The 18,644-nt window shown below is 66.2% G+C and carries 21 protein-coding genes and 1 pseudogene; 11 read left to right on the top strand and 11 right to left on the bottom strand.

The genetic code is table 11. From position 1 onward, the window contains the following. Window positions 1-3: 3 nt before the first annotated feature. The 11 genes from ACRYJK_RS04870 to ACRYJK_RS04820 form a co-directional block, all read right to left on the bottom strand. A complete protein-coding gene (locus ACRYJK_RS04870) occupies window positions 4-1,509 on the bottom strand; it encodes an anthranilate synthase component I family protein (RefSeq protein ID WP_482666426.1) in 1,506 nt (501 codons plus the stop codon). A gap of 260 nt (window positions 1,510-1,769) precedes the next feature. After that, entirely contained in the window at window positions 1,770-2,378 is a 609-nt protein-coding gene (gene hisIE / locus ACRYJK_RS04865) for a bifunctional phosphoribosyl-AMP cyclohydrolase/phosphoribosyl-ATP diphosphatase HisIE (protein WP_482666425.1), read from the bottom strand. Continuing rightward, complete coding sequence (gene hisF / locus ACRYJK_RS04860; RefSeq protein ID WP_482666424.1) at window positions 2,375-3,142, bottom strand: imidazole glycerol phosphate synthase subunit HisF; 768 nt, start codon at window positions 3,140-3,142, stop codon at window positions 2,375-2,377. The genes hisIE and hisF overlap by 4 nt, the downstream gene beginning before the upstream one ends. Further along, on the bottom strand, window positions 3,129-3,860 hold the full coding sequence (locus ACRYJK_RS04855) for a 1-(5-phosphoribosyl)-5-[(5-phosphoribosylamino)methylideneamino]imidazole-4-carboxamide isomerase (protein ID WP_482666423.1): 732 nt from the start codon (window positions 3,858-3,860) through the stop codon (window positions 3,129-3,131). Before ACRYJK_RS04855 ends, hisF begins: the two co-directional genes overlap by 14 nt. After that, window positions 3,857-4,444 (bottom strand): imidazole glycerol phosphate synthase subunit HisH, encoded by a 588-nt coding sequence (gene hisH / locus ACRYJK_RS04850; protein ID WP_482666422.1) that lies wholly within the window; start codon window positions 4,442-4,444, stop codon window positions 3,857-3,859. The genes ACRYJK_RS04855 and hisH overlap by 4 nt, the downstream gene beginning before the upstream one ends. Next, complete coding sequence (hisB, locus tag ACRYJK_RS04845) at window positions 4,441-5,916, bottom strand: imidazoleglycerol-phosphate dehydratase HisB (RefSeq protein WP_482666421.1); 1,476 nt, start codon at window positions 5,914-5,916, stop codon at window positions 4,441-4,443. Before hisB ends, hisH begins: the two co-directional genes overlap by 4 nt. Then, on the bottom strand, window positions 5,913-7,178 hold the full coding sequence (gene hisD / locus ACRYJK_RS04840) for a histidinol dehydrogenase (protein WP_482666420.1): 1,266 nt from the start codon (window positions 7,176-7,178) through the stop codon (window positions 5,913-5,915). Before hisD ends, hisB begins: the two co-directional genes overlap by 4 nt. Next, window positions 7,175-8,062 (bottom strand): ATP phosphoribosyltransferase, encoded by an 888-nt coding sequence (gene hisG / locus ACRYJK_RS04835; RefSeq protein WP_482666419.1) that lies wholly within the window; start codon window positions 8,060-8,062, stop codon window positions 7,175-7,177. The genes hisD and hisG overlap by 4 nt, the downstream gene beginning before the upstream one ends. Then, window positions 8,059-8,370 carry a YerC/YecD family TrpR-related protein gene (locus ACRYJK_RS04830; protein ID WP_482666418.1) on the bottom strand — a complete coding sequence of 104 codons (312 nt, stop codon included), beginning with the start codon at window positions 8,368-8,370 and terminating at the stop codon, window positions 8,059-8,061. Before ACRYJK_RS04830 ends, hisG begins: the two co-directional genes overlap by 4 nt. Window positions 8,371-8,565: 195 nt before the next feature. Continuing rightward, window positions 8,566-9,060 (bottom strand): hypothetical protein, encoded by a 495-nt coding sequence (locus tag ACRYJK_RS04825; RefSeq protein ID WP_482666417.1) that lies wholly within the window; start codon window positions 9,058-9,060, stop codon window positions 8,566-8,568. A 17-nt stretch (window positions 9,061-9,077) separates the two neighbouring features. Further along, the gene (locus ACRYJK_RS04820; RefSeq protein WP_482666416.1) at window positions 9,078-10,334 is read right to left on the bottom strand and encodes a TonB-dependent receptor domain-containing protein; all 1,257 of its coding nucleotides are present in this window, start codon (window positions 10,332-10,334) and stop codon (window positions 9,078-9,080) included. 797 nt (window positions 10,335-11,131) lie between these two features. Between ACRYJK_RS04820 and ACRYJK_RS04815 the strand changes: the two genes are divergently transcribed. From ACRYJK_RS04815 to ACRYJK_RS04765, 11 genes and pseudogenes are all read left to right on the top strand, one after another. Next, a complete protein-coding gene (locus ACRYJK_RS04815) occupies window positions 11,132-11,269 on the top strand; it encodes a hypothetical protein (protein WP_482666415.1) in 138 nt (45 codons plus the stop codon). Window positions 11,270-11,429: 160 nt separating this feature from the next. Continuing rightward, window positions 11,430-11,912, top strand: a complete 483-nt coding sequence (locus tag ACRYJK_RS04810; RefSeq protein WP_482666414.1) for a DUF4126 family protein — start codon at window positions 11,430-11,432, stop codon at window positions 11,910-11,912. 184 nt (window positions 11,913-12,096) lie between these two features. Beyond that, window positions 12,097-12,249 (top strand): hypothetical protein, encoded by a 153-nt coding sequence (locus tag ACRYJK_RS04805; protein ID WP_482666413.1) that lies wholly within the window; start codon window positions 12,097-12,099, stop codon window positions 12,247-12,249. 20 nt (window positions 12,250-12,269) lie between these two features. After that, entirely contained in the window at window positions 12,270-13,163 is an 894-nt protein-coding gene (locus ACRYJK_RS04800) for an efflux RND transporter periplasmic adaptor subunit (protein WP_482666412.1), read from the top strand. Window positions 13,164-13,271: 108 nt separating this feature from the next. Next, window positions 13,272-14,369 (top strand): ABC transporter permease, encoded by a 1,098-nt coding sequence (locus ACRYJK_RS04795; RefSeq protein ID WP_482666411.1) that lies wholly within the window; start codon window positions 13,272-13,274, stop codon window positions 14,367-14,369. Next, window positions 14,366-14,653 (top strand): annotated as a pseudogene (locus tag ACRYJK_RS04790) (ATP-binding cassette domain-containing protein); the annotation flags it as partial. The gene ACRYJK_RS04795 and the pseudogene ACRYJK_RS04790, both read left to right, overlap by 4 nt. Before the next feature lie 80 nt (window positions 14,654-14,733). Beyond that, window positions 14,734-15,051, top strand: a complete 318-nt coding sequence (locus tag ACRYJK_RS04785) for an ATP-binding cassette domain-containing protein (protein ID WP_482666410.1) — start codon at window positions 14,734-14,736, stop codon at window positions 15,049-15,051. A 460-nt stretch (window positions 15,052-15,511) separates the two neighbouring features. After that, on the top strand, window positions 15,512-15,757 hold the full coding sequence (locus tag ACRYJK_RS04780; RefSeq protein ID WP_062900403.1) for a helix-turn-helix domain-containing protein: 246 nt from the start codon (window positions 15,512-15,514) through the stop codon (window positions 15,755-15,757). Window positions 15,758-15,940: 183 nt separating this feature from the next. Continuing rightward, the gene (locus ACRYJK_RS04775) at window positions 15,941-17,086 is read left to right on the top strand and encodes a hypothetical protein (RefSeq protein ID WP_482666409.1); all 1,146 of its coding nucleotides are present in this window, start codon (window positions 15,941-15,943) and stop codon (window positions 17,084-17,086) included. Further along, on the top strand, window positions 17,067-17,687 hold the full coding sequence (locus ACRYJK_RS04770) for a thermonuclease family protein (RefSeq protein WP_482666408.1): 621 nt from the start codon (window positions 17,067-17,069) through the stop codon (window positions 17,685-17,687). Before ACRYJK_RS04775 ends, ACRYJK_RS04770 begins: the two co-directional genes overlap by 20 nt. 165 nt (window positions 17,688-17,852) lie before the next feature. Beyond that, on the top strand, window positions 17,853-18,641 hold the full coding sequence (locus tag ACRYJK_RS04765) for a type IV toxin-antitoxin system AbiEi family antitoxin domain-containing protein (protein ID WP_482666407.1): 789 nt from the start codon (window positions 17,853-17,855) through the stop codon (window positions 18,639-18,641). Window positions 18,642-18,644 lie beyond the last annotated feature (3 nt).

Raw genomic sequence — 18,644 nt, 5'->3', positions numbered from 1 at the left:
TCGTCACGACACCGCTCCCAACGCCCGCAGCATCGCCGATGCCTTGGCCGACGTTTCCGCTACCTCGCTCGCGGGGTCACTGTCGGCGACAATGCCCGCCCCGGCACGCACCTCGGCAACGCCATCCCTGATCAGCGCGGAGCGGATGACGACGGCGAGGTCCATCGTCCCGTCGCCGCAGACGAAGCCGACCGCCCCGCCGTAGGGACCACGCCGCCCGCCCTCCATGTCGCGGATGAGCTCGGTCGCGCGCAGCTTCGGCGCGCCGGAGAGGGTGCCGACGTTGAGGCACGCCCGGATGGCGGACGATAGCGACACGGCGTCGTCGATCTCCCCCTCCACGGTGGATTCGAGGTGCATCACGTCGGCGAAGCGGACCACGTCGAGCAGGCGGCTGACCTGCCGCGTCCCCGGCCTGGCGACGCGTGCCACGTCGTTGCGCGCGAGGTCGACCAGCATCATGTGCTCGGCGAGCTCCTTTTCATCCTGCAGGAGGTCGATCATGTGCGCCTGATCGGTCGCCGGATCGTCGGCGCGCGGACGGGTGCCGGCGATCGGCCGCACGATGATTTTGCGCGCGCCGCCGTCGCGCCGGATCTCGACCGCGGTTTCGGGCGATGCGCCGATCAGCTCGCCGGCCCGGGTGACGAAGCGATAATGATAGGCCGCGGGGTCGCGGGCGATAAGGCGAGCGAATGCGCCCGTGCCATCGTGACAGGGCGCAGTGAAGCGCCGGCTCGGCACCGCCTGAAAGATGTCGCCGGCCGCGATGTGCGCCTTCATGCGGCGGACGACGTCGGCGAAACCTGCATCGTCAGGCTGCGCCACCGCCTCGCATGGGGAGGGCGCGGCGGTGTGGCTTGCAGCCGGGTCGCAGGCGTCGATCTTCGCCAGGATCTCAGCCAGTTTCGCTTCCGCCCGCGCGTCGGCGTCGCTGCCGGCGGCGACCGCGACGATCGTGGCGGCCCCGTCCTCGTCGAAGCGCGCATAGGCGTCGAGCAGCGAGAAGCCGAGGTCGGGAAAATCGCTCTCCGGCATGGCGGGCAGCGGCTCGAACATGTCGACATGGTCGAACGACAGCACGCCGAGCGCGATGAGCGGCGGAGACGCGTTGCCGCCTTCCGCCTCACCCCCAAGGCGGACCCCCGCCTCGAGCAGATCGATGGCGGTAACCGCGCTCGCGCGCTCGTCCTCGAAGGGCGATGAGCAGCGGGGGAAGGTGAACGCGTATTCCGGACCGCCGTTCGAACGATAGCTCGCAAATTTCATGGCCAGTACATCGGCGAAGATCGCACCGGTCGCGTTGTTGGGCCGCAGCACCGCTCGCTCGGCGGTGGCTTCGATGTCGAGCGCGGTCGACAGCGCGACGATCGCGCTCTGTCCGGTGCGTGCGAAGAACAGTCGCGCGTCGAGTGCGGCCGCCAGCGCGGCAGGCTCGAAGCGTCGGGCGATCGTAGCCGTGCGCGTGGCGATTGCCGGGCGCGGCGCGGCGAAAACTGTGTCGGTCATGATCATGGCGAAGCCTTGCGCAAACTTCCGATGCGGAAGCGCAAAATGAAAAGGCCCGCGGGGGAGCGCGGGCCTCGACGTCTGATTACCTCTCGGGTGTCAGTCGCGCGCGCGCCATCGTTCCGCGACGCGCCACCACCGGCGAGCACCGTCGCGGGCGGCCGAAGTCGTGAAGGGGGCGTTCGAGAACATCGCACGCACTCAGCCCAAGCCCGTGCGCACTGTCAACCCCGCGCGGGCGCGGAAGAAAAGAAACAGGCTCACGCATCGCGCTCCTGACGCCGGGCGAGCTCGGCCAGCACGTCCGTAAAACGGAGATCGCGACACATCAGCAGCACCAGCAGGTGATAGATGAGGTCCGCTGCTTCGCCGACGACGTCCGCGTCGCTCGCGGTGGCGGCGGCGAGTGCGACTTCGACCCCCTCTTCGCCGACCTTTTGCGCAACCCGCACCACCCCAGACTCCCGCAAGCGGGCGGTGTAGCTCTGGTCGACGGGGAGGCGGGCGCGCTCGTGCAGGCGCTGCTCGAGCTGCCCGAGGAGGGTGCGCGACGTATCGGCGAAGCATGTTTCGGCACCCGTGTGGCACACTGGACCTGTCGGCCGGGCGAGCACCAGCAGCGCGTCCCCGTCGCAATCGACCGCGATGTCGACGAGGCGGAGATGGTTGCCGCTGGTTTCGCCCTTCACCCACAGCCGTTCGCGCGAGCGGCTGTAGAATGTCACCAGGCCCGATGCCCGCGTGCGGGCCAGTGCCTCCTCGTTCATGTAACCGAGCATCAGCACCGCTCCGCTGAGCGCGTCCTGCACGATGGCGGGGAGGAGGCCGCCCATCTTGTCCCACGCGATGGTGTCAGCGGCGACGGTCATCGGCGCACCTCATATCCCTCGGCTGCGAGGTGAGCCTTCACCTCGGCAATGCTCACGATTCGGTCGTGGAAGATCGATGCTGCCAGCGCCGCGCTCGCGCCCGCCGCGAAGGCTGCGGCGAAATGCTCCGGGGCGCCAGCTCCGCCGGAGATGACCACCGGCACACGGACCGCCGCCGCCAGCTGCCGCAACTGATCGAGGTCATATCCGCTGCGCACGCCGTCCTGGTTCATGCAGTTGAGCACGATCTCGCCCGCGCCTCGACGGGAGACCTCCGCAGCCCATTCGAGCGTCGCCAGACCCGTCTGGCGGTCGGTTTCCGCGCGGCCGGTATATTGCCGGACGTGCAACCCTCCATCGCCGTCGCGCTGGCTGTCGATGCCGACCACGACGCATTGGCTGCCGAATGCGTCCGCAAGTTCCGACACCAGCTCGGGCCGGGCGATGGCGGCGGAATTGATGCTAATCTTGTCCGCCCCCGCGGCAAGGATGCGCCGCGCGGCTGCCACGTCGGCGATCCCACCCGCAACGGCGAAGGGAATGTCGATCACCGCCGCCACCCGTTCGACCCAGGCGGCGCTAACCGTCGTTCCGTCCGCGCTGGCGACGATGTCGTAGAACACGAGCTCGTCCGCGCCCTCGTCGCGGTAGCGCAGCGCGAGGTCGACGATGTCGCCGACGTCCCGATGGTTGCGGAACTTCATGCCCTTGACCACCCGGCCATCGGCCACGTCGAGACAGGGGACGATTCTAACCGCCGGCACGGGCAATCGCCTCCTCGAGCGTAAAGCGGCGCTCCCACAGCGCCTTGCCGACAATCGCGCGCGCGGCGCCGGTCGCGGCCAGCGCGTCGATATCGTCGAGTGCGCCGACGCCGCCCGACGCCTGCAGGGCAACGTGTGGATATTGCGCGACGATGCGGCGGGCGAGGGGGAGGTTCGGTCCGCCAAGCATCCCGTCGCGGCCGATGTCGGTGACCAGAATGTGGCGGAGCCCCGGATGACGCGTCATCACTTCGTCGAACGAAGCGGCATCGACCGATTGCCAACCGTGACGCGCGATTTGCAGCACGCCATCATCACTCACGCGGACGTCGAGCGCGAGCACCAGACGGTCGGCGCCATGCTCGCTCAGCAGCGCCTCGAACAGGTCGGGCTGCGCCAGCGCCATGCTCCCGATCACCACGCGCGCGACGCCGACGTCGAGCAGCGACGCCACGTCTTGCGCCGACCGCACGCCACCCGCGACCTGCAGCGCCACCCGCGCGGACGTGGCGAGCGAGCGCAGGAGGTCATGCTGCACCGCTCGCCCTGAGCGGGCGCCGTCGAGGTCGACGACGTGCACCTCCCGTGCGCCAGCCGTGGCGAATGCGTCGAGCGCCGCATGCGGCGAAGCGTCGTAGCGGGTCTCGCGCGCGAAATCGCCTTGCGCGAGCCGCACGCAACGTCCGCGGACGAGGTCGATGGCCGGAACGACGATCATGACGCGAGGAACGCTTCGAGGAGCGCCGCCCCTGCCTCGGCGCTGCGCTCCGGGTGGAATTGCACGCCCCAGACCGGACCGTCGCGGAGCGCGGCGGGAATGACTTCGCCGCCGTAGTGGGTGACCGCGATCACGCTCGGGTGGTCGGGACAGCGATAGCTGTGCGCGAAGTACATGTAGCTTCCTTGGCCAATCGGCGTGTCGGGCGATGCGGTCGTCAGCCGGCTCCAGCCCATGTGCGGCACCACCGCCGCTTCGGGGCGCAGCCGGGTGACGTTCCCCGGCAGGCGCCCGATCAGCGGCGTGCCGCCATCCTCTTCGCTGCTCGCAAACAGGAGCTGCATGCCGAGACAGATGCCAAGGGTCGGCGCCGTGCGCTCGCGAATGACGCCGACGAGATCGCGTTCGCCAAGCGCGCGCATCGCCGCCGCCGCCGCGCCCACACCGGGAAGCACCAGCCGATCCGCAGTGGCGGCCGCGTCGCGGTCTTCGACAAGGTCAACCGTGCAGCCGAGCCGCCGAAACGCGAGCGCGACCGAATGCGTGTTGCCGTAGCCGAGGTCGAGGAGGGCGACGCGCTTCAAAGCATGCCTTTCGTCGACGGCACGCTGTCGCGCCCGCCCTCGCGCGCGACCGCCATCCGCAGCGCGCGGCCCAGCGCCTTGAAACAGGCCTCGACCTTGTGGTGGTCATTCTCTCCGTCGACCCGCACGTGCAGCGATGCCGCCATCGCGTCGCTGAGCGAACGGAAGACGTGCGGCACCATCTCGAGCGGCAGGTCGCCGACCCGCTCGCTGCTGAACGCGCCATCGAACCGGCAATAGGGGCGGCCCGACAGGTCGATCAGCACCTCGGCGCGACTTTCGTCCATCGGCAGGACGAAGCCGAAGCGATCGATGCCGCGCTTGTCGCCCAGCGCCTCACGCAGGGCCTCTCCGAGCGCGATCGCGCAATCCTCGACGCTGTGATGCGCGTCGACATCGACATCGCCCTCGCAGCTCAGCACCAGCGAAAAACCGCCATGCGCCGCGACCTGGTCGAGCATATGATCGAAGAACCGCACGCCGGTCGCGATCTCGCGCGGCGCTGGCGAGTCGAGGTCGACGCGGACGGCGATGCGCGTTTCCGCGGTCAAACGCGTCCGCGTCGCAACGCGTGCGCGCGCCTCGCTCTCGCCAGCGCCAAACGCTGCCAGCACAGCCCGACGCGTGGCTTCGCTGCTGAGGTCGATCGCGGCTTCTTCGTCGGTCCGCGACGCCGGCGTCACGCCCCAGCGGGCGAGCGCCTTCGCGGGATCGTTGCCGCGCAGCAGCAACAGCGGGGACGCGGCGATGGCCTCGCTCACCCCCGGTCGCCCCGCCAGCACCTGAGCCACGCGCGCCACCTCCTCGGCCAGCGCATGCGCCTCGTGCGCCGCGATCGCCAACCGCTCCGCGCCGAGCCGGCGCAGCGCTTCCTCCGCGATGGCTGAGGGGAGCGGCCGCCGCGCCGCATAGAGTCGCAGCACCTCCATCAGGGCGGGCGGTCCGATGATCGCCGCGACATCGTCGTCCTGCGCGCCGCCCGGCCATGTCAGCGAGCCGAGCGTGAGCAAATTGTCGGCCTCGCCCCGAGCCGGGTCGCCGTTTACCGCATCGCTCAAGCGCGCATCCGCCAGGACAAGGCTGCGCCGGTGCGCGGTGGCGACGGCGCGCGCCTGTTCCGCCGATGCTGGCGTGAGCCGACGATCGAGCCCGAGTCCGATCATCGCCCAGCCTCCGTCCGCGGGGGAGGGCAACTCGTCGAGCCACTCGAACGGCAGCCCATGATGCGCCGCCGCCGCCGCCCACAGCGGAAGGGCAGGGTCGAAGGGCGCGGCGACCAGCGCGATGCGCCGATCCCCGCCAAGCAGCGGCATGAGGAGGTCGAGCGCTCCCGCCAGCCCGGCGACATCGCAGACGCTTTCCGCCGATTGTGCGTAAAGCTCGGCCGCACGCACCGACAGCGGCGAGGGCGAGGGCGGCGGCCCGCCGGTCGAGCGCAGCCCATCGCGCAGGAACGGAAACTTGGCCGTCATCGCCGCAATCTCGCTTCGGCGGCGCGGGCGTGCGCCTCCAGTCCTTCGAGCCGCGCGAGCAGCGCCGCGGGCTCAGCCAGCGTCGCCGCGGCGTCGCGGTCGATCTGCTGCACGGTGATCGGTTTGAGGAAACTGTGCACCGTGACGCCGCTGGTAAAGCGCGCGGCGCCGTCGGTTGGCAGCACGTGATTGCCGCCGGTCAGGTAGTCGCCGAAACTCTCCGCACCGTCATGCCCGACGAACAGCGCACCGCAGTTCCGAACCGAAGCGGTCAGCTCCCCAGCTCCGTCGCAGGCGAGCGACAAATGTTCGGGCGCGTAAAGATTGGCGATCTCCACCGCCTCCCCCAACGACCTACACAGGATCGCGCGCAGCGGCGCCACGTCGCGCGGCAGCGTCGCGCGCTGGTCGGCAAAGCAACGTTCGACCGCGTCGAGCGTCGCCGCCGAAGGGGACACGAGCAGCACCTGCGCATCCGCATCATGCTCCGCCTGGCTGAGCAGGTCGGCGGCGACCACGGCAGGATTCGCGCTGTCGTCGGCGATCGCCATCAGTTCGCTCGGACCTGCGGGGAGGTCGATCCCCGGACCTCCGGGCATGCCCGCGACCATCGTCTTGGCCGCGGCGACCCAGCGATTGCCCGGGCCGAAGATGCGGTCGACCCGCGCAACCTCGCCCGCGCCAAAGGCCATGGCCGCGATCGCCTGCGCACCGCCGAGCAGCCACACGGTTTCGATCCCGCACAGCTCGGCGGCGAGCACGATGGCCGGGTCCAGCGCACCGCTTTGCGTCGGCGGCGTCGTTACCACCAGCTCGCGCACGCCCGCGACCTTTGCCGGAATACCGAGCATCAGCAGCGTCGAGAACAGCGGCGCGCTCCCCCCGGGGACATAGAGACCCGCACGGTCGAGCGGTCGCCACGCCTGCGTCAGCCGCACTCCGGGGGTCGTCTCGACCGTCATGTCGGAAGGCATCGTCGCGTAGTGAAAGGCGCGGATATTTTCGGCCGCGAGCGCCATCGCCGCCTGCGCTTCGGTGGAGACCGCCGCACGCGCCGTCGGCGCCGCCTCCGCCACGGACACCGTCCGCGGCGGCGCACCGTCGATTTCGCGCGCGAGACGGTTCACCGCCGCCCAGCCGTCCGACCGCACCTGCGCAACGATGTCGCTCACGCGCGCCAACAGCGCATCATCGGAGCGTGCGGCAGGGCGGGCCAGCGCTTGTTCGCGCGCGGCCTCATCTGCCCAGTCGAACCGCGTCATAGCATCATCTTTTCGATCGGCATGACGAGGATGCCCGAACCGCCGGCCGCCTTGAGCGCCTCGAGCGTCTCCCAGAACACCGATTCCTGGCACACCGCCTGGACCGCGACATAGCCCGGCCGCCCGATCAGCGGCACGACGGTGGGCGCTTCAACTCCCGGCAGGATGTTCGAAATTGCCGCGACCGCGCTCTCGGGTGCGTTGAGCACGATATATTTGCTGCCCGCGGTCGTCCGCACGCCGTCGATCCGCTGAGCGAGCGCATGAGCGAGCCGGTCGAGCTCGGGTGACATGGCACCCCCCGTGCGCACCAGCACCGCCTCGCTCGCGAGGACATCGCAGAACGCCTTTAGCCCATTGGCGTGAAGCGTCTCGCCGCTCGAGACGAGGTCGCACACGAAGCGCGCGATCCCGAGCCGGGGCGCAATCTCGACCGCGCCCTGCATCTCGACGATCTCGGCGTGGAGGCCGCGGTCGGCAAGGAAACGCGACAGGAGCCGCGGGTAGCTGGTGGCGATGCGCTGACCGTCGACGTCAGACAGGTTGAGCGGCCCTTCGCTGGCCAGCCCGGCAATGCGCAGGTCACAATAGCCAAAGCCGAGCTTCGTCACGAGCTGCAGGCGGTCGGCGATGGCCGCGTCCTGCTCCTCGAGCACGTTCAGCCCGACGATGCCCAGCTGGCACACGCCGTCCGCGACAAAGGTCGGGATGTCGTCGTCCCGCACGAACATGAGGTCGAGGGGGAAATTCTCCGCCCGCGCGGTCATCCGTCCGCGGACGCCTTCGCTGAAGCGGATGCCGCACTCCTTGAGGAGTTCGCGCGACTGTTCGGCGAGGCGTCCGGACTTCTGGATGGCAATGTGCAGCCGCGGCGCTTCGATCACGATGCACGCTCCGCCTTGGCGAGGAGCAGCCGGTAACCGCCGAAATCCTCCTGTCGCAGGAAGCGCGCAACGCGGACGATCGTCGTCGTGCTGACGCCGGTCGCGTCGTGGATCTCGCGATAGGTCATTTTTCCCTCGTTCAGCAGCCGGGCGACGTGCCAGCGTTCGCCCATCGCCTGCACCTCCGCCGGCGTGCATAGATCGGCGAACACTGCGAGCATCTCTTCGCCGCTGGACACCCGCGCGAGCGAGTCCGCCAGATCGCGGGTGAGGGGCGCAGAGCGCAAGTGAGCGATCGACGAAACCATGTGTTAGCGTTACACCACGTTGGAACAGGAGCGACGCCTTTAGCGCCTTTCGCCAGGCAAGCAACCCGAAAGTGAAGCCCAATACCGCTCCCGCTCCGCAGCAAGTGATTGGCCGGAACAGGCCGCGCAGTGCAGCCATTGCCCGGGGACCATGGGCTGCCAAGCGCGCCTTGTCCCCGGGCTCGGTGGCGCCCGCTAAATGCCACTTGCCGCAAGGCGGAGGCAAACGCCTCGACCGGCGCCAGGCAGGCGCTCGCCCACCGCGACGTCACTCCGGGCAATGCGATTTACGCCCGACAGGTGGTCGGCGTACCGGCGGTCGAACAGGTTCTCGATTCCGCCGAGCACGCGGAGGTTCCGTGTGAGCTTCAGAGAACCCGAGAGACCCAAGACGACATAGCCAGCGCTCGCGCGTTCGTCGTTCGCGCGTGCGACGCTCCGCTGCGGCGCGGCGATCGTGACATCGACACCCGCACCTCCGCGCGCGGTGTCCCATGCGAGCCGACTCCACAGCCGCGCGGGCGCGATGCGATAGAGCGCGTCCTGGACGTCGCGCCGACGACCGCGCGCAACGCTCGCCACGCCCTCGATGGACCAACCTCGCCGGAGGTTCCCCTTGAAGGCGACATCCGCGCCGACGATCGACGCGTCGACATTGGCAAAGCGCAGCGGCGTCGGGTCACCGCTCATGGCGGCGACCTGCTCGATCACGCTGTCGGCGACGCCCGGCGTCGCATCGACCGGGCTCCCTGGATGGAGCCGTCGACACGCCGAGCGTGGACCGAAGGCTTCAGCGTCAGCCCGCCGATGCGAATGTCCACGCCTTCCTCGGCGAGCCATGACACCTCCGGGCGCAGACCGAGATCGCCGACATAGATGTTGCCATCCGCCAGCCCACCGCTCGCCTCTGTGGGCAGCCAGATGAACCGTTCGACGGGGGTCGGCACGCGGGTGCGCCGTGCGAGCGTCAGCCGCGGCGCAATCCTCCCCGATCCCCACAGCCGCGCGACGGCGTCAACCGTGGTCGCGCGCCAAGTCCGGTCGGCCGCGGCAAAGCGGTCCGCGAGCACGCGCACCCCAGCTGGCACCGTACCAAGCCGCGGAGCGCCGGCATCCGCGGCATGGCGGTCGACGCGCCCTCCAATCTCAAGGGTGACGCTACCGAGCGGCACTTCGGCCTCCAGAAAGGCGCCGGCCTGGGCCATGACCGACTCGACGAGGCTTTCGATGCGAAAGGCGGGAGCGGAGGGATTGGCGATGACGATCCTCCGGTCGACTACCTCGCCGTCGCCACCTAATCGGACGGCCGCGCCGTTCGTCGTGCGCGACAGGACGACGCGGCCCGACACGGTGCTGGCCACCGTGTCGGTGCGGCGGCGGCCCGCGGGGTTGGCAGGCGCAGCGCGCACTGTCTGATTGTCCATTCTGTGCTCGACCAGCCCGGTGCCGAGCGCGGCTTCGAGCGAAGTGCCGGGAGCAAGCTCGACTCCTTCGCGCGCCTGAGCTGTGTCGGCGCGAAAGTAGACGATGTCGAGCGCGAAGGCCGGGTTGCCGGTCGGCCCGGTGTGCTGGTGCCGCCATTCGACGGACAGCTCGCCTCCGGGTGCGCGCCAGCCCGCCTCCGCGCCGATCAGCCCCCGGTCGTAGCGGGTGCCGAGCGCCCACCCGCCTCCGCCGATACGCAGATCTCCCCCGCGTTCGTGGCTGGCGAGGACGCCGAACCCGACGCGGTCCGTGGCGCCCCCTGATATGCCGCCCACGGCCCAGCCCCGGTCGGCGGAGCGGCCCTGCACGGACATGTCGAGGTGCGGGACTGCGGTCGAATCATGGGCGAAGGGCACGGACTTCAGACGCGCGTCGATCGCGTTCCCAAGCGCCGGCCCGGCACTGACGGGCGCTGCGCCCCGCGCGGCCTCAATCCTCTGGACCAGTAGCGACGGAGAGTAGTGGAAGGCTGGGTCCATCGCGTTCGGCCCGCCGCCGGCGAACGCTGGCCGTTGATGGTCAGACGCAACCGTTCGCCGAACAGACCGCGTTGCTGGACCTGCCCCGACAGGGCGCCGTTACCAACTACTGCGCCACCGGGCAGGCGCGCGGCGGCGGCCGTCGCATCGGGTGCCGGCAACGGTGCGGCGGCAGGATCAAGTGCATCGCGCTGGGGTTGGCGCGGTTCGGCGATGACGATGATATCGTTGCCGTTTGGGGTTTGAGCGACGGCAACGGTGGACGGAGAAAGGGCAAGCGCGAAAAGCGCGCGCTTAGGGAGGGCGTGAGCCATGGAGCACCTCGCGGAATGAAAAATGTCGGTGGACGGAGCGAACGCGCCGGTACGGGCGCGGTCAGATCAGCCCCGGACCGGCGGTGCGCGCGCGGGTGGTCTATCTGTGCGGCGGGCGAGGGGCGTGCTGTCGCGATACTGTGGTCGAGCGATGACGCTGGAGGCCACGACGAGCGCTGGTATGTCCGCGCCGGCTGGTGGCGCCGCCCCCATCGCCAGCGCCGCGAAGGCACAGGCGGCGCGCTCCTTCGTCGGCTGTCGGGATTCCCGTTCGTCATGTGATCACGGGATCGACACGACGACTTGTTGCGCGCCCACGCCGCCACACCACGTCACCGCGATGCTTTGCGGACGCGCCTCGACCATCATTCCGCCCGGCACGAGCGCGCGCCATAGGAGCGCGATGACGGCGAGGACGGGGCCAAGTTGCACGCTGACCAAGGGCACTTAAATTAGCGATATGGCGAATGTAAACTGGGCGTCATGCTCCGGGGCTGGCGGGCCGCGCAGGAAGGCGCGGAGGCGAGCTTCATCGCCGTGCAACGGGACCCAATCGTCGACCTCGGCGCGCTCGACCGCATCGCCCTCGCGGTGAAGCAAGGGGCGCTGTTGAGCCGCTAGGCTTCAGTCGGTGTCAGCTTGAAGGCCCGATCGTTACGGCCCGTCGCAGCACCAATGTTCGCCGAAGGGCTGGCGCATTTTCGCACCGCTCTTTCGGCGGGGCGGATACCGGGGCGGGGCGATGGATTGTAGCTCCGAAAGACAGGCTCCGGAGGCAAGCGTGCTACGTTCATTCCTTATCGGCCTCGTCGCAGGTCAGCGAGGCATCACGCCTCTCGCCGCGATTGCATTGGCCACGCGCAGACAGGAAATCCCTCCCGAACTGCCGCTGCAGAAGTTGCTTTTGAACCCCGTGGTCGCCGGCGGGACCGCCGCGCTCGCCGCCGCCGAGATGGCGGGAGACAAGATGAAAACAGCGCCCGACCGGGTAGTCCCGGCAGGCCTCGCGGTTCGCATCATCACCGCTGCCTATTCGGGCGCCGCGTTGGCACCTCGTGACAAGAAGGCGTTTGGCGCCGCCGTGGCGGTCGGCAGCGCACTTGCCTCGTCCTACATCGGCTGGCGTCTGCGTTGCGCCGCCATGCGCCGCTACGGGCAGACGGTAACCGGCTTCGTCGAAGACGCGGTTGTTCTCGGCAGCGGACTTGCCATCGCAAATCCCACTTTGTTCGGACGATCGGGCGGAGGTGATGCCCGCCCATAACACCAGATCCTGAGGACGCAGACAGGAAACTGCTCCTGACACCCGGATGAGGCGAAACTCCCGAGGACCCCGCCGGCGGTCAGTCAATCGTCAAAGGCAACCCGCTTCCGGGAGATAAGGCCGACGCGGGGAGACTATCGAGCGACTTGGGGCCGGTTGTCCGATGCCGATGAGGTGCTCGGACATGGCCATGAAGACACGGCCCACACGACTGCTTCTGGGATCGTTGGCGTTGGGCCTGCTGGCAGTGGCCGCTTACTGGTTTCTGGTTCCCCGCGACAAGGAAGTCGCTGCAGTCCTGATCGAAATGGCTCCTGCACAACGCTTGCTCGGGTGAATGGGCGGGTCCGGCCGCGGTTGCAGGTCGACATCCAGCCAACCGTTGGCGGAAAACTGATCAGCTTGCCGTTCGATGTCGGGGACCGCGTCACTGTCGGGCAAGTGCTTGCGCGCATTGATGATGCTCCGGAAACCGCAGCGATATCGGAGGCTGAAGCCGCTGTTCAGACGCAGCAGGCAACCGTCGCGCAGGCCCGCCGCGACTTGGCTCGATTCCAGGCTCTCGGAGAATTCGCGACGAAGCGCGAGGTCGAACAACGGCGCCTGGCGGTCGTGGAAGGCGAGCGTGAACTCGAACGCCGGCGCGCTGGCGTGCTACCGGCGCGGGAACTGCGTGACCGCCGGATATTACGCGCGCCGTTTGCCGGAGTGATCCTCGAACGCCCTGTCGATCCCGGCCAGACGGTGGGTATCGAGAGTATCATCTACCGCTTGGCCGATCTCAACAGCCCCGAAGTCACGGTCGAGGTGGACGGGGTCTATGCGGCCGAAATCACGCCCGGCATGTCGGCTCTGGTCGACCTGCCGGGCCAGCAGCGCCAGATCCGAGCAACGGTCGAGCATATCGAACCGCGCGTCGATCCCGCCACGGGCGCCCGCAAAGTCCGACTCACGCTCCGCGATGCCATGCCCGATGCCCCCTCCGGGCTGACCGTTTCCGTCAACATCATCATCGATGAGCGAGAAAACGCGCTCAGCGTCCCGCGCAGTGCAATCATCGGATCCGGGCGGGAGGCACGTGTCCACATCGTTTCGACGGATGGCGTAGTGGCGGCGAGGCGGATCGGGTTCATCGACTGGCCCGCCGACAGCGTCATCGTCACAAGCGGCCTGAGATCTGGAAAGCGCATCCTCGCTGACCCGGTTACGGCCCAGCCTGGCGATAAGGTCAAGGTGCGGACAGCGAGCTAGAACGAGCCCCTATGCGGTCAAACTCGCCGTCCGCCACTTGCTGTCCGAGCCTGGCCAGACGGCGCTCCTGATCTCGGGCGTGGAGCTGGGGTCGGCGTCTTCATCTTCATGAGCGCACTGATCGGCGGTCTCGCTACGCTGCTTACCTTGCGCACAGTGGGCAGCATCCCGCACGTCGTACTGGAAATGCGCGATCGCGATCCAGATATCGTCCGCCCTCAGGCCGGATCGCTGGTTGTGCTGCAAAAGGACCTCGGCCGCCGAGAACAGATCGCCATCTGGCAGCCGATGGTGCCCATCATCGAAGCGGAACGGTCGGTGACCGCCGTCTCGCCTCAGATCCGCGGATCGGCCTATGTCGAGCGGGGGCAGGCTCTCGCGCCGGTCGGGGTCATCGGGATTATGCCCGGGAAGCTTTCCGCCATTGCGGACGTCAGGACAGCCATCGTTCAAGGCAGCAGCAGCCTGTCCACCGACGGGATACTGAGCGGCAGCCGCCTCGCAGAGGATCTCGGCCTTCGTGTCGGACAGGTCGTGCGCCTGACATCGGAGCGCCACCGGTCGCGCAGTTTTCGGATCAGCGGCATATTCACCTTGGGGATCGCCAGCGCCGATCGCCAAACGGTGTACATGGACTTTACCACGGCTCGCGCGCTGTTCGATCTTCCCACCGGCATCTCGCGAATTGAAGTAAAGGTGGAACCTGCCACCGACGCGGGCGAAGTCGCGACCCGGCTCCGCCGCTCCACAGGTCTCAAGGCCACCGCATGGACCGAAGACAATAGCCAGTTGTTCGAGGGGCTGGACGCGCAGGCGCGCACGGGGACAATCATCAAGGCATTCGCCCTCATCACCATCCTGGTGGGCATAGCCAGCGCCATGCTGCTGTCGATCGTGCGGCGCCAATCGGAAATCGGTATCATGAGCGCCATGGGGGCGAGCAAGCGACTGATCGTCTCGGTCTACGTGCTGGAAGGCAGGATGATCGGCTTTGTCGGTGCACTCGTGGGAGCGGGGGTCGCGTGGCTGGTCCTGCTTCCCCTGCCGCCCGTGACTGAAATCACCAGCGGCGGACTCCCGATCGATCGAACGCAAGGCGATTTCTTACTTGCGATCGGCTTGACCACGCCTGCTGCCATGGCCGCCTCGATCCTCCCACCACGCAGGGCGACCCGGATCGATCCGGTGGAGGCTATCGGCTCATGAGCGACGAGCTGATCTTGAAGGTTTCGGGTCTGACCAAGACCTTTGGTGAAGGGGAGGCGGCAGCGCAGGTTCTGAAAGGGATCGATCTCACCATGGCTTCCGGCGAAATGGCGGCCTTGTTGGGTCCGTCTGGTTCGGCAAAGAGCACGTTGCTAACCATTCTCGGCACGCTCATGCGCGCCAGCGGTGGCAGCCCCGAGATGCTGGGCATTGATCTCATGCACGCCAGCGATCCGGAGCGGACGGAGTTTCGTAGCAAGCACCTCGGCTTTGTCTTTCAGTTCCACCACCTTCTGCCCGATCTGACAGCGCGGGAAAACGTGATGATGCCCGCGGCCGCTGCGGCCGGACGGGAAATCATGTCATGCGGCAGCGCGCCGCCGAATTGCTGGAGGCCATGGGGCTCGCCCATCGCAGAGACTACCGTCCCGCCGCCATGTCGGGTGGCCAACGCCAGCGCGTTGCCGTGGCGCGCGCACTTATCAACAATCCGGTTCTGGTTCTGGCCGATGAGCCCACCGGAAATTTGGATCGCCAATCCGCCGACCAGCTAATGACCCTTATCCGGTCCATCAACCAAAGCATGGCGACCCATTTCCTGATATCCACTCACGACGAATATGTCGCATCTCAATGCGCGCGCCGGATTGAGCTCCTCGACGGCAAGATCGTCCGCTCATGATCAGCGAAACAAAAGGGGCGCCCGCCCGAAATTCCAGGAAAATGGCAGAAAATCCTGGTGAAAAATGGTGCCCGGAAAGGGACAAACAAGTAAAAAGCAAGTATTTGATATACTTGCTATATACACATTTCGAAGATTGAAATGCCACTTGTCATGCTTCAAGTCTGAATTGCTTACAAGACTTGGGTCTCTAAGCGCTGTTTCAGGCACATTCATCATGTTGCACGGTGTCTCGTTCCAATGCGAGTTTTTGGTTCGATTTATTTGTGACTGTTTGTTGCAATACGTACCGGCTTTGGGTCCCCACAATTTGATCGCGCCATGACATGGCACCTACGGCCATGAACTGCTGACCATGCTCCCCCGCTCGGAGAGCTGTCTAAAGCGGCAGGTTGATCCCCCACAGGGTATATTGCGGATTTATACCTTATAGGGTATAGAATGACCAAGGGAGGCAGTGATGGATCAGCTTGTAAGGCTCCCGAGGCAGCTAGGTGCAATCATCCAGAGCGCGCGTGTGCGGCAGGGAATGACCCAGTCAGAGCTGGCCGGTATCTCCGGCACACAGCAGAAAACCATATCAGCCATCGAGAACGGCAGCGTCGGAGTAAAGCTCGGTACGCTGCTCCGCGTGATCGCGAGCCTCGATCTCGATATCAAGATCGGGCCGCGAGAGCGTGGCCCCTCGATCGAGGACGTCTTCTAAGGCCAATCAATATAGCTTTGGCTTCCAGCTCTTTCCGTGTGCCGCAGCAGCGTCCCGCTCCGGCAACGACTCAACCCGGAGATGTTAAGAGATCCAAAAGGTCGGTGTGGCACATAGAAAGCTGCGCGATATCTGAGTTGTAGATACCATCAGTGCGCATAACCCCAGACGTAGCGAAGGGCTATGACACAATCTTTGCGCGGCGATTTGGCGAAACGCTATCTTCTGGAGGACCTGCCCGGCGCGTCTCAATTAGGGGCTCGCTTGAATGGGATCTTGTTGAAGATCGATTCCGGCGAGCAAGTGACCGCGTTGCAGCGGCAGTTTCTCGTCGCGTCGGGTCTTCACGCCCTCTGCGCTTTGTCCGATGGCAAGATCACTCAAGGAGAGTTTTCCTCCTGGGCCGAGCGGGAGCAGGCAGCACGCATTGAGGAAGCTTCGGCCAAGGCCGTGAAGGATGCGGCAGAGCGGGCGGCATGCGAAGAGGCAAAAGCCGCTGCGATCAAGGAGACCTTTGCCGCCATGGTGAACGATCCCGAGCTGCGGCGAAAGCGGGAAGCAAGGGAGCTGCGGCAGCGCTTCGGCATAGGATATGTCGAAAGCGAGGACTATCCGCGCGTGATGGCGCTACTCAGGCAAGTCGCCAATCGGCAGCGCCTCAAGGCCGAGGACGTCGCATGGCTGAAGACCGAAGCCGATGACTGCTGGACAGACGCGCTGCAGAAAGCCTTCCATGCATTGGAAGCGGAAGCCTTCACAAAAGCATGGGAAACCAGCGGTAAGCCCTGGGATGCCGTGAACGCGAGCGCGCATTGGCGCAAGGCAGATGAACCCGAGCAAGCCTTGAGCCTGACCGCAGCAGCGCGGGCGCAGATCGGTCCAAATCCCAAACTACATTCGGCCCTTGCAACAACGCGCGGCGGAGCAATGCGTGACCTGCGCCGCCTCGACGAAGCGAAGGCGTTGGCTAGCGAAGCGCATGGATTGACCCCGAGCGACTACAGGCCCTGCACATTGTTGGGCGCAGTCCACATCGAGTTTGGTGACCTCCAAGCAGGGCACGAATGGTATGCCAAGGCCGAGAGCCTTGGCGCTTCGCGCCAAACGATCGACAATGATTTGCGCGGGCTGCTGATGCGCTCCCCCATTGAGGAGCAGCATCGCATCCGCGAATACCTTCTCCACCATGATCCTCAGCGCTTTGCTTGGCTCCGGCGTTGGCCTGGGACCGGTCAATCGCCTTCGCGCCCAAAGCCCGCACAATCGATCAAGAGAAGAAACGACACCGCATTCGTCGAGGTAGGTCAGCATGATCATCGTACCCGATGATCCGGGTCCTGCAGGTCCCGACGACGTTTTCAAGGCGACCGTCCGAAAAGTCTTCGACGGCGATGGCTTTCTGGCAAGCGTCTGGCATCCCTATCGCCGGGCTTGGGTCGAGCGCGTTCCGTTCCGCTTTGCGTTCATCGACGCGCCCGAAATGGAGCAGCCATTCGGTCCGGAAGCCAGGGACTTTCTGGCAGGTCTTGTCGCAGGCAAAGAGCTTCGGCTCCACCCAATCGGCAAGGAGTCCACTGGCTACATGCCCGTCGACCCGTACAAACGGATCTTGTGCATGGCATTCTTGACCGAGCAGATGGATGTCGGGGCGGTTGACTATTACCACGAGGGCGAGCGTGGCGGCGGGTCGGTCAAGCGACCGCGCCCCGTCACGCGCAACATCGAGCTAGAGATGATTGTGAACGGCTGGGCCTGGGTGGCCGAGCAATACACGTTCGACCGCGAGACGGAGTATTTTGCGGCGCAAGACGATGCCCGGCGTGATCGGCGAGGCCTTTGGGCGATGGACAATCCCGAGCCGCCATGGAGTTTCAAGCGTCGGCAGAGACGTCGGAGCAAGGTGTCTGAGGGACAAGGGCAATTGATCTGACTTGAGGTTGCCGAGTTTTCGGCGCGCACCCCAATCTGTGGGGCATCGAGAACCACGACGCCGATGCCTCTGGTTTAACAATGAAAAAAAATGCTAAGTCTAACTTAGCGAAATCGATCAAACTTAAACTGGACGTTAGTTTGAAAATGTGCCATAAGGCTAAGCATGGCTACGCGTTTTGATGGAAAGCTAAACCAGCTGCAGCAAAAGCTCCCCGATGGGCTGCTGGTGGATGCTGCCTGGTTAGAGGACCAAGGCTATTCTTCTGCACTGCGCAGCCAATATGTGCGTGCGGGATGGCTCCATAGCCCAGCGCGCCGCGTCTATCGCCGATCCCAATCCCCGCTGACTTGGGAACAGGTCGTCATATCGCTTCAATACCTCATGGGTCTGCCGCTCACCGTAGGCGGGCGCACCGCGCTCGAGGAGCTTGGCTATGCGCATTATTTCTCCGCGCAGATGCGCGAGGTCCACATCTATGGACCGACACGCGCCCCGACCTGGCTGGCCGACCTGCCCCTCGATATAGACTTCCAGTGGCACAACAGCCTGCGCCTGTTTCCGAGCGATGCTGATGCTCCACCAGCGCCGCAACCTGTGATGTACAGTGCCGCCAGCATGAGCCTCCCTATACGATATTCCAGCAAGGAGCGTGCGCTGCTCGAACTTCTCGACGAGCTCCCGCACCGCGAAAGCTTCCATCAGGTCGATATGTTGATGGAGGGCATGACTGACCTCAGTCCGCGTCGATTGCAGACTCTGCTCGAGGCCTGCGCCAGCGTGAAGGTGAAGCGGCTTTTCTTCTTCTTTGCTGACCGGCACCGCCATGCCTGGCGATCCCGGCTCGACATGGAGCGGGTCGATCTTGGAGCGGGCAAGCGCGTTCTCGTGAAAGGCGGCAAGCTCGATCCCACATACCAGATAACCGTCCCGTCTGACCTGGGAGGTCAATGAGGG

It is taken from the genome of Sphingomonas sp. BLHR8 (genome assembly GCF_056821725.1).
This window is presented reverse-complemented; position numbering and strand designations above follow the sequence as displayed.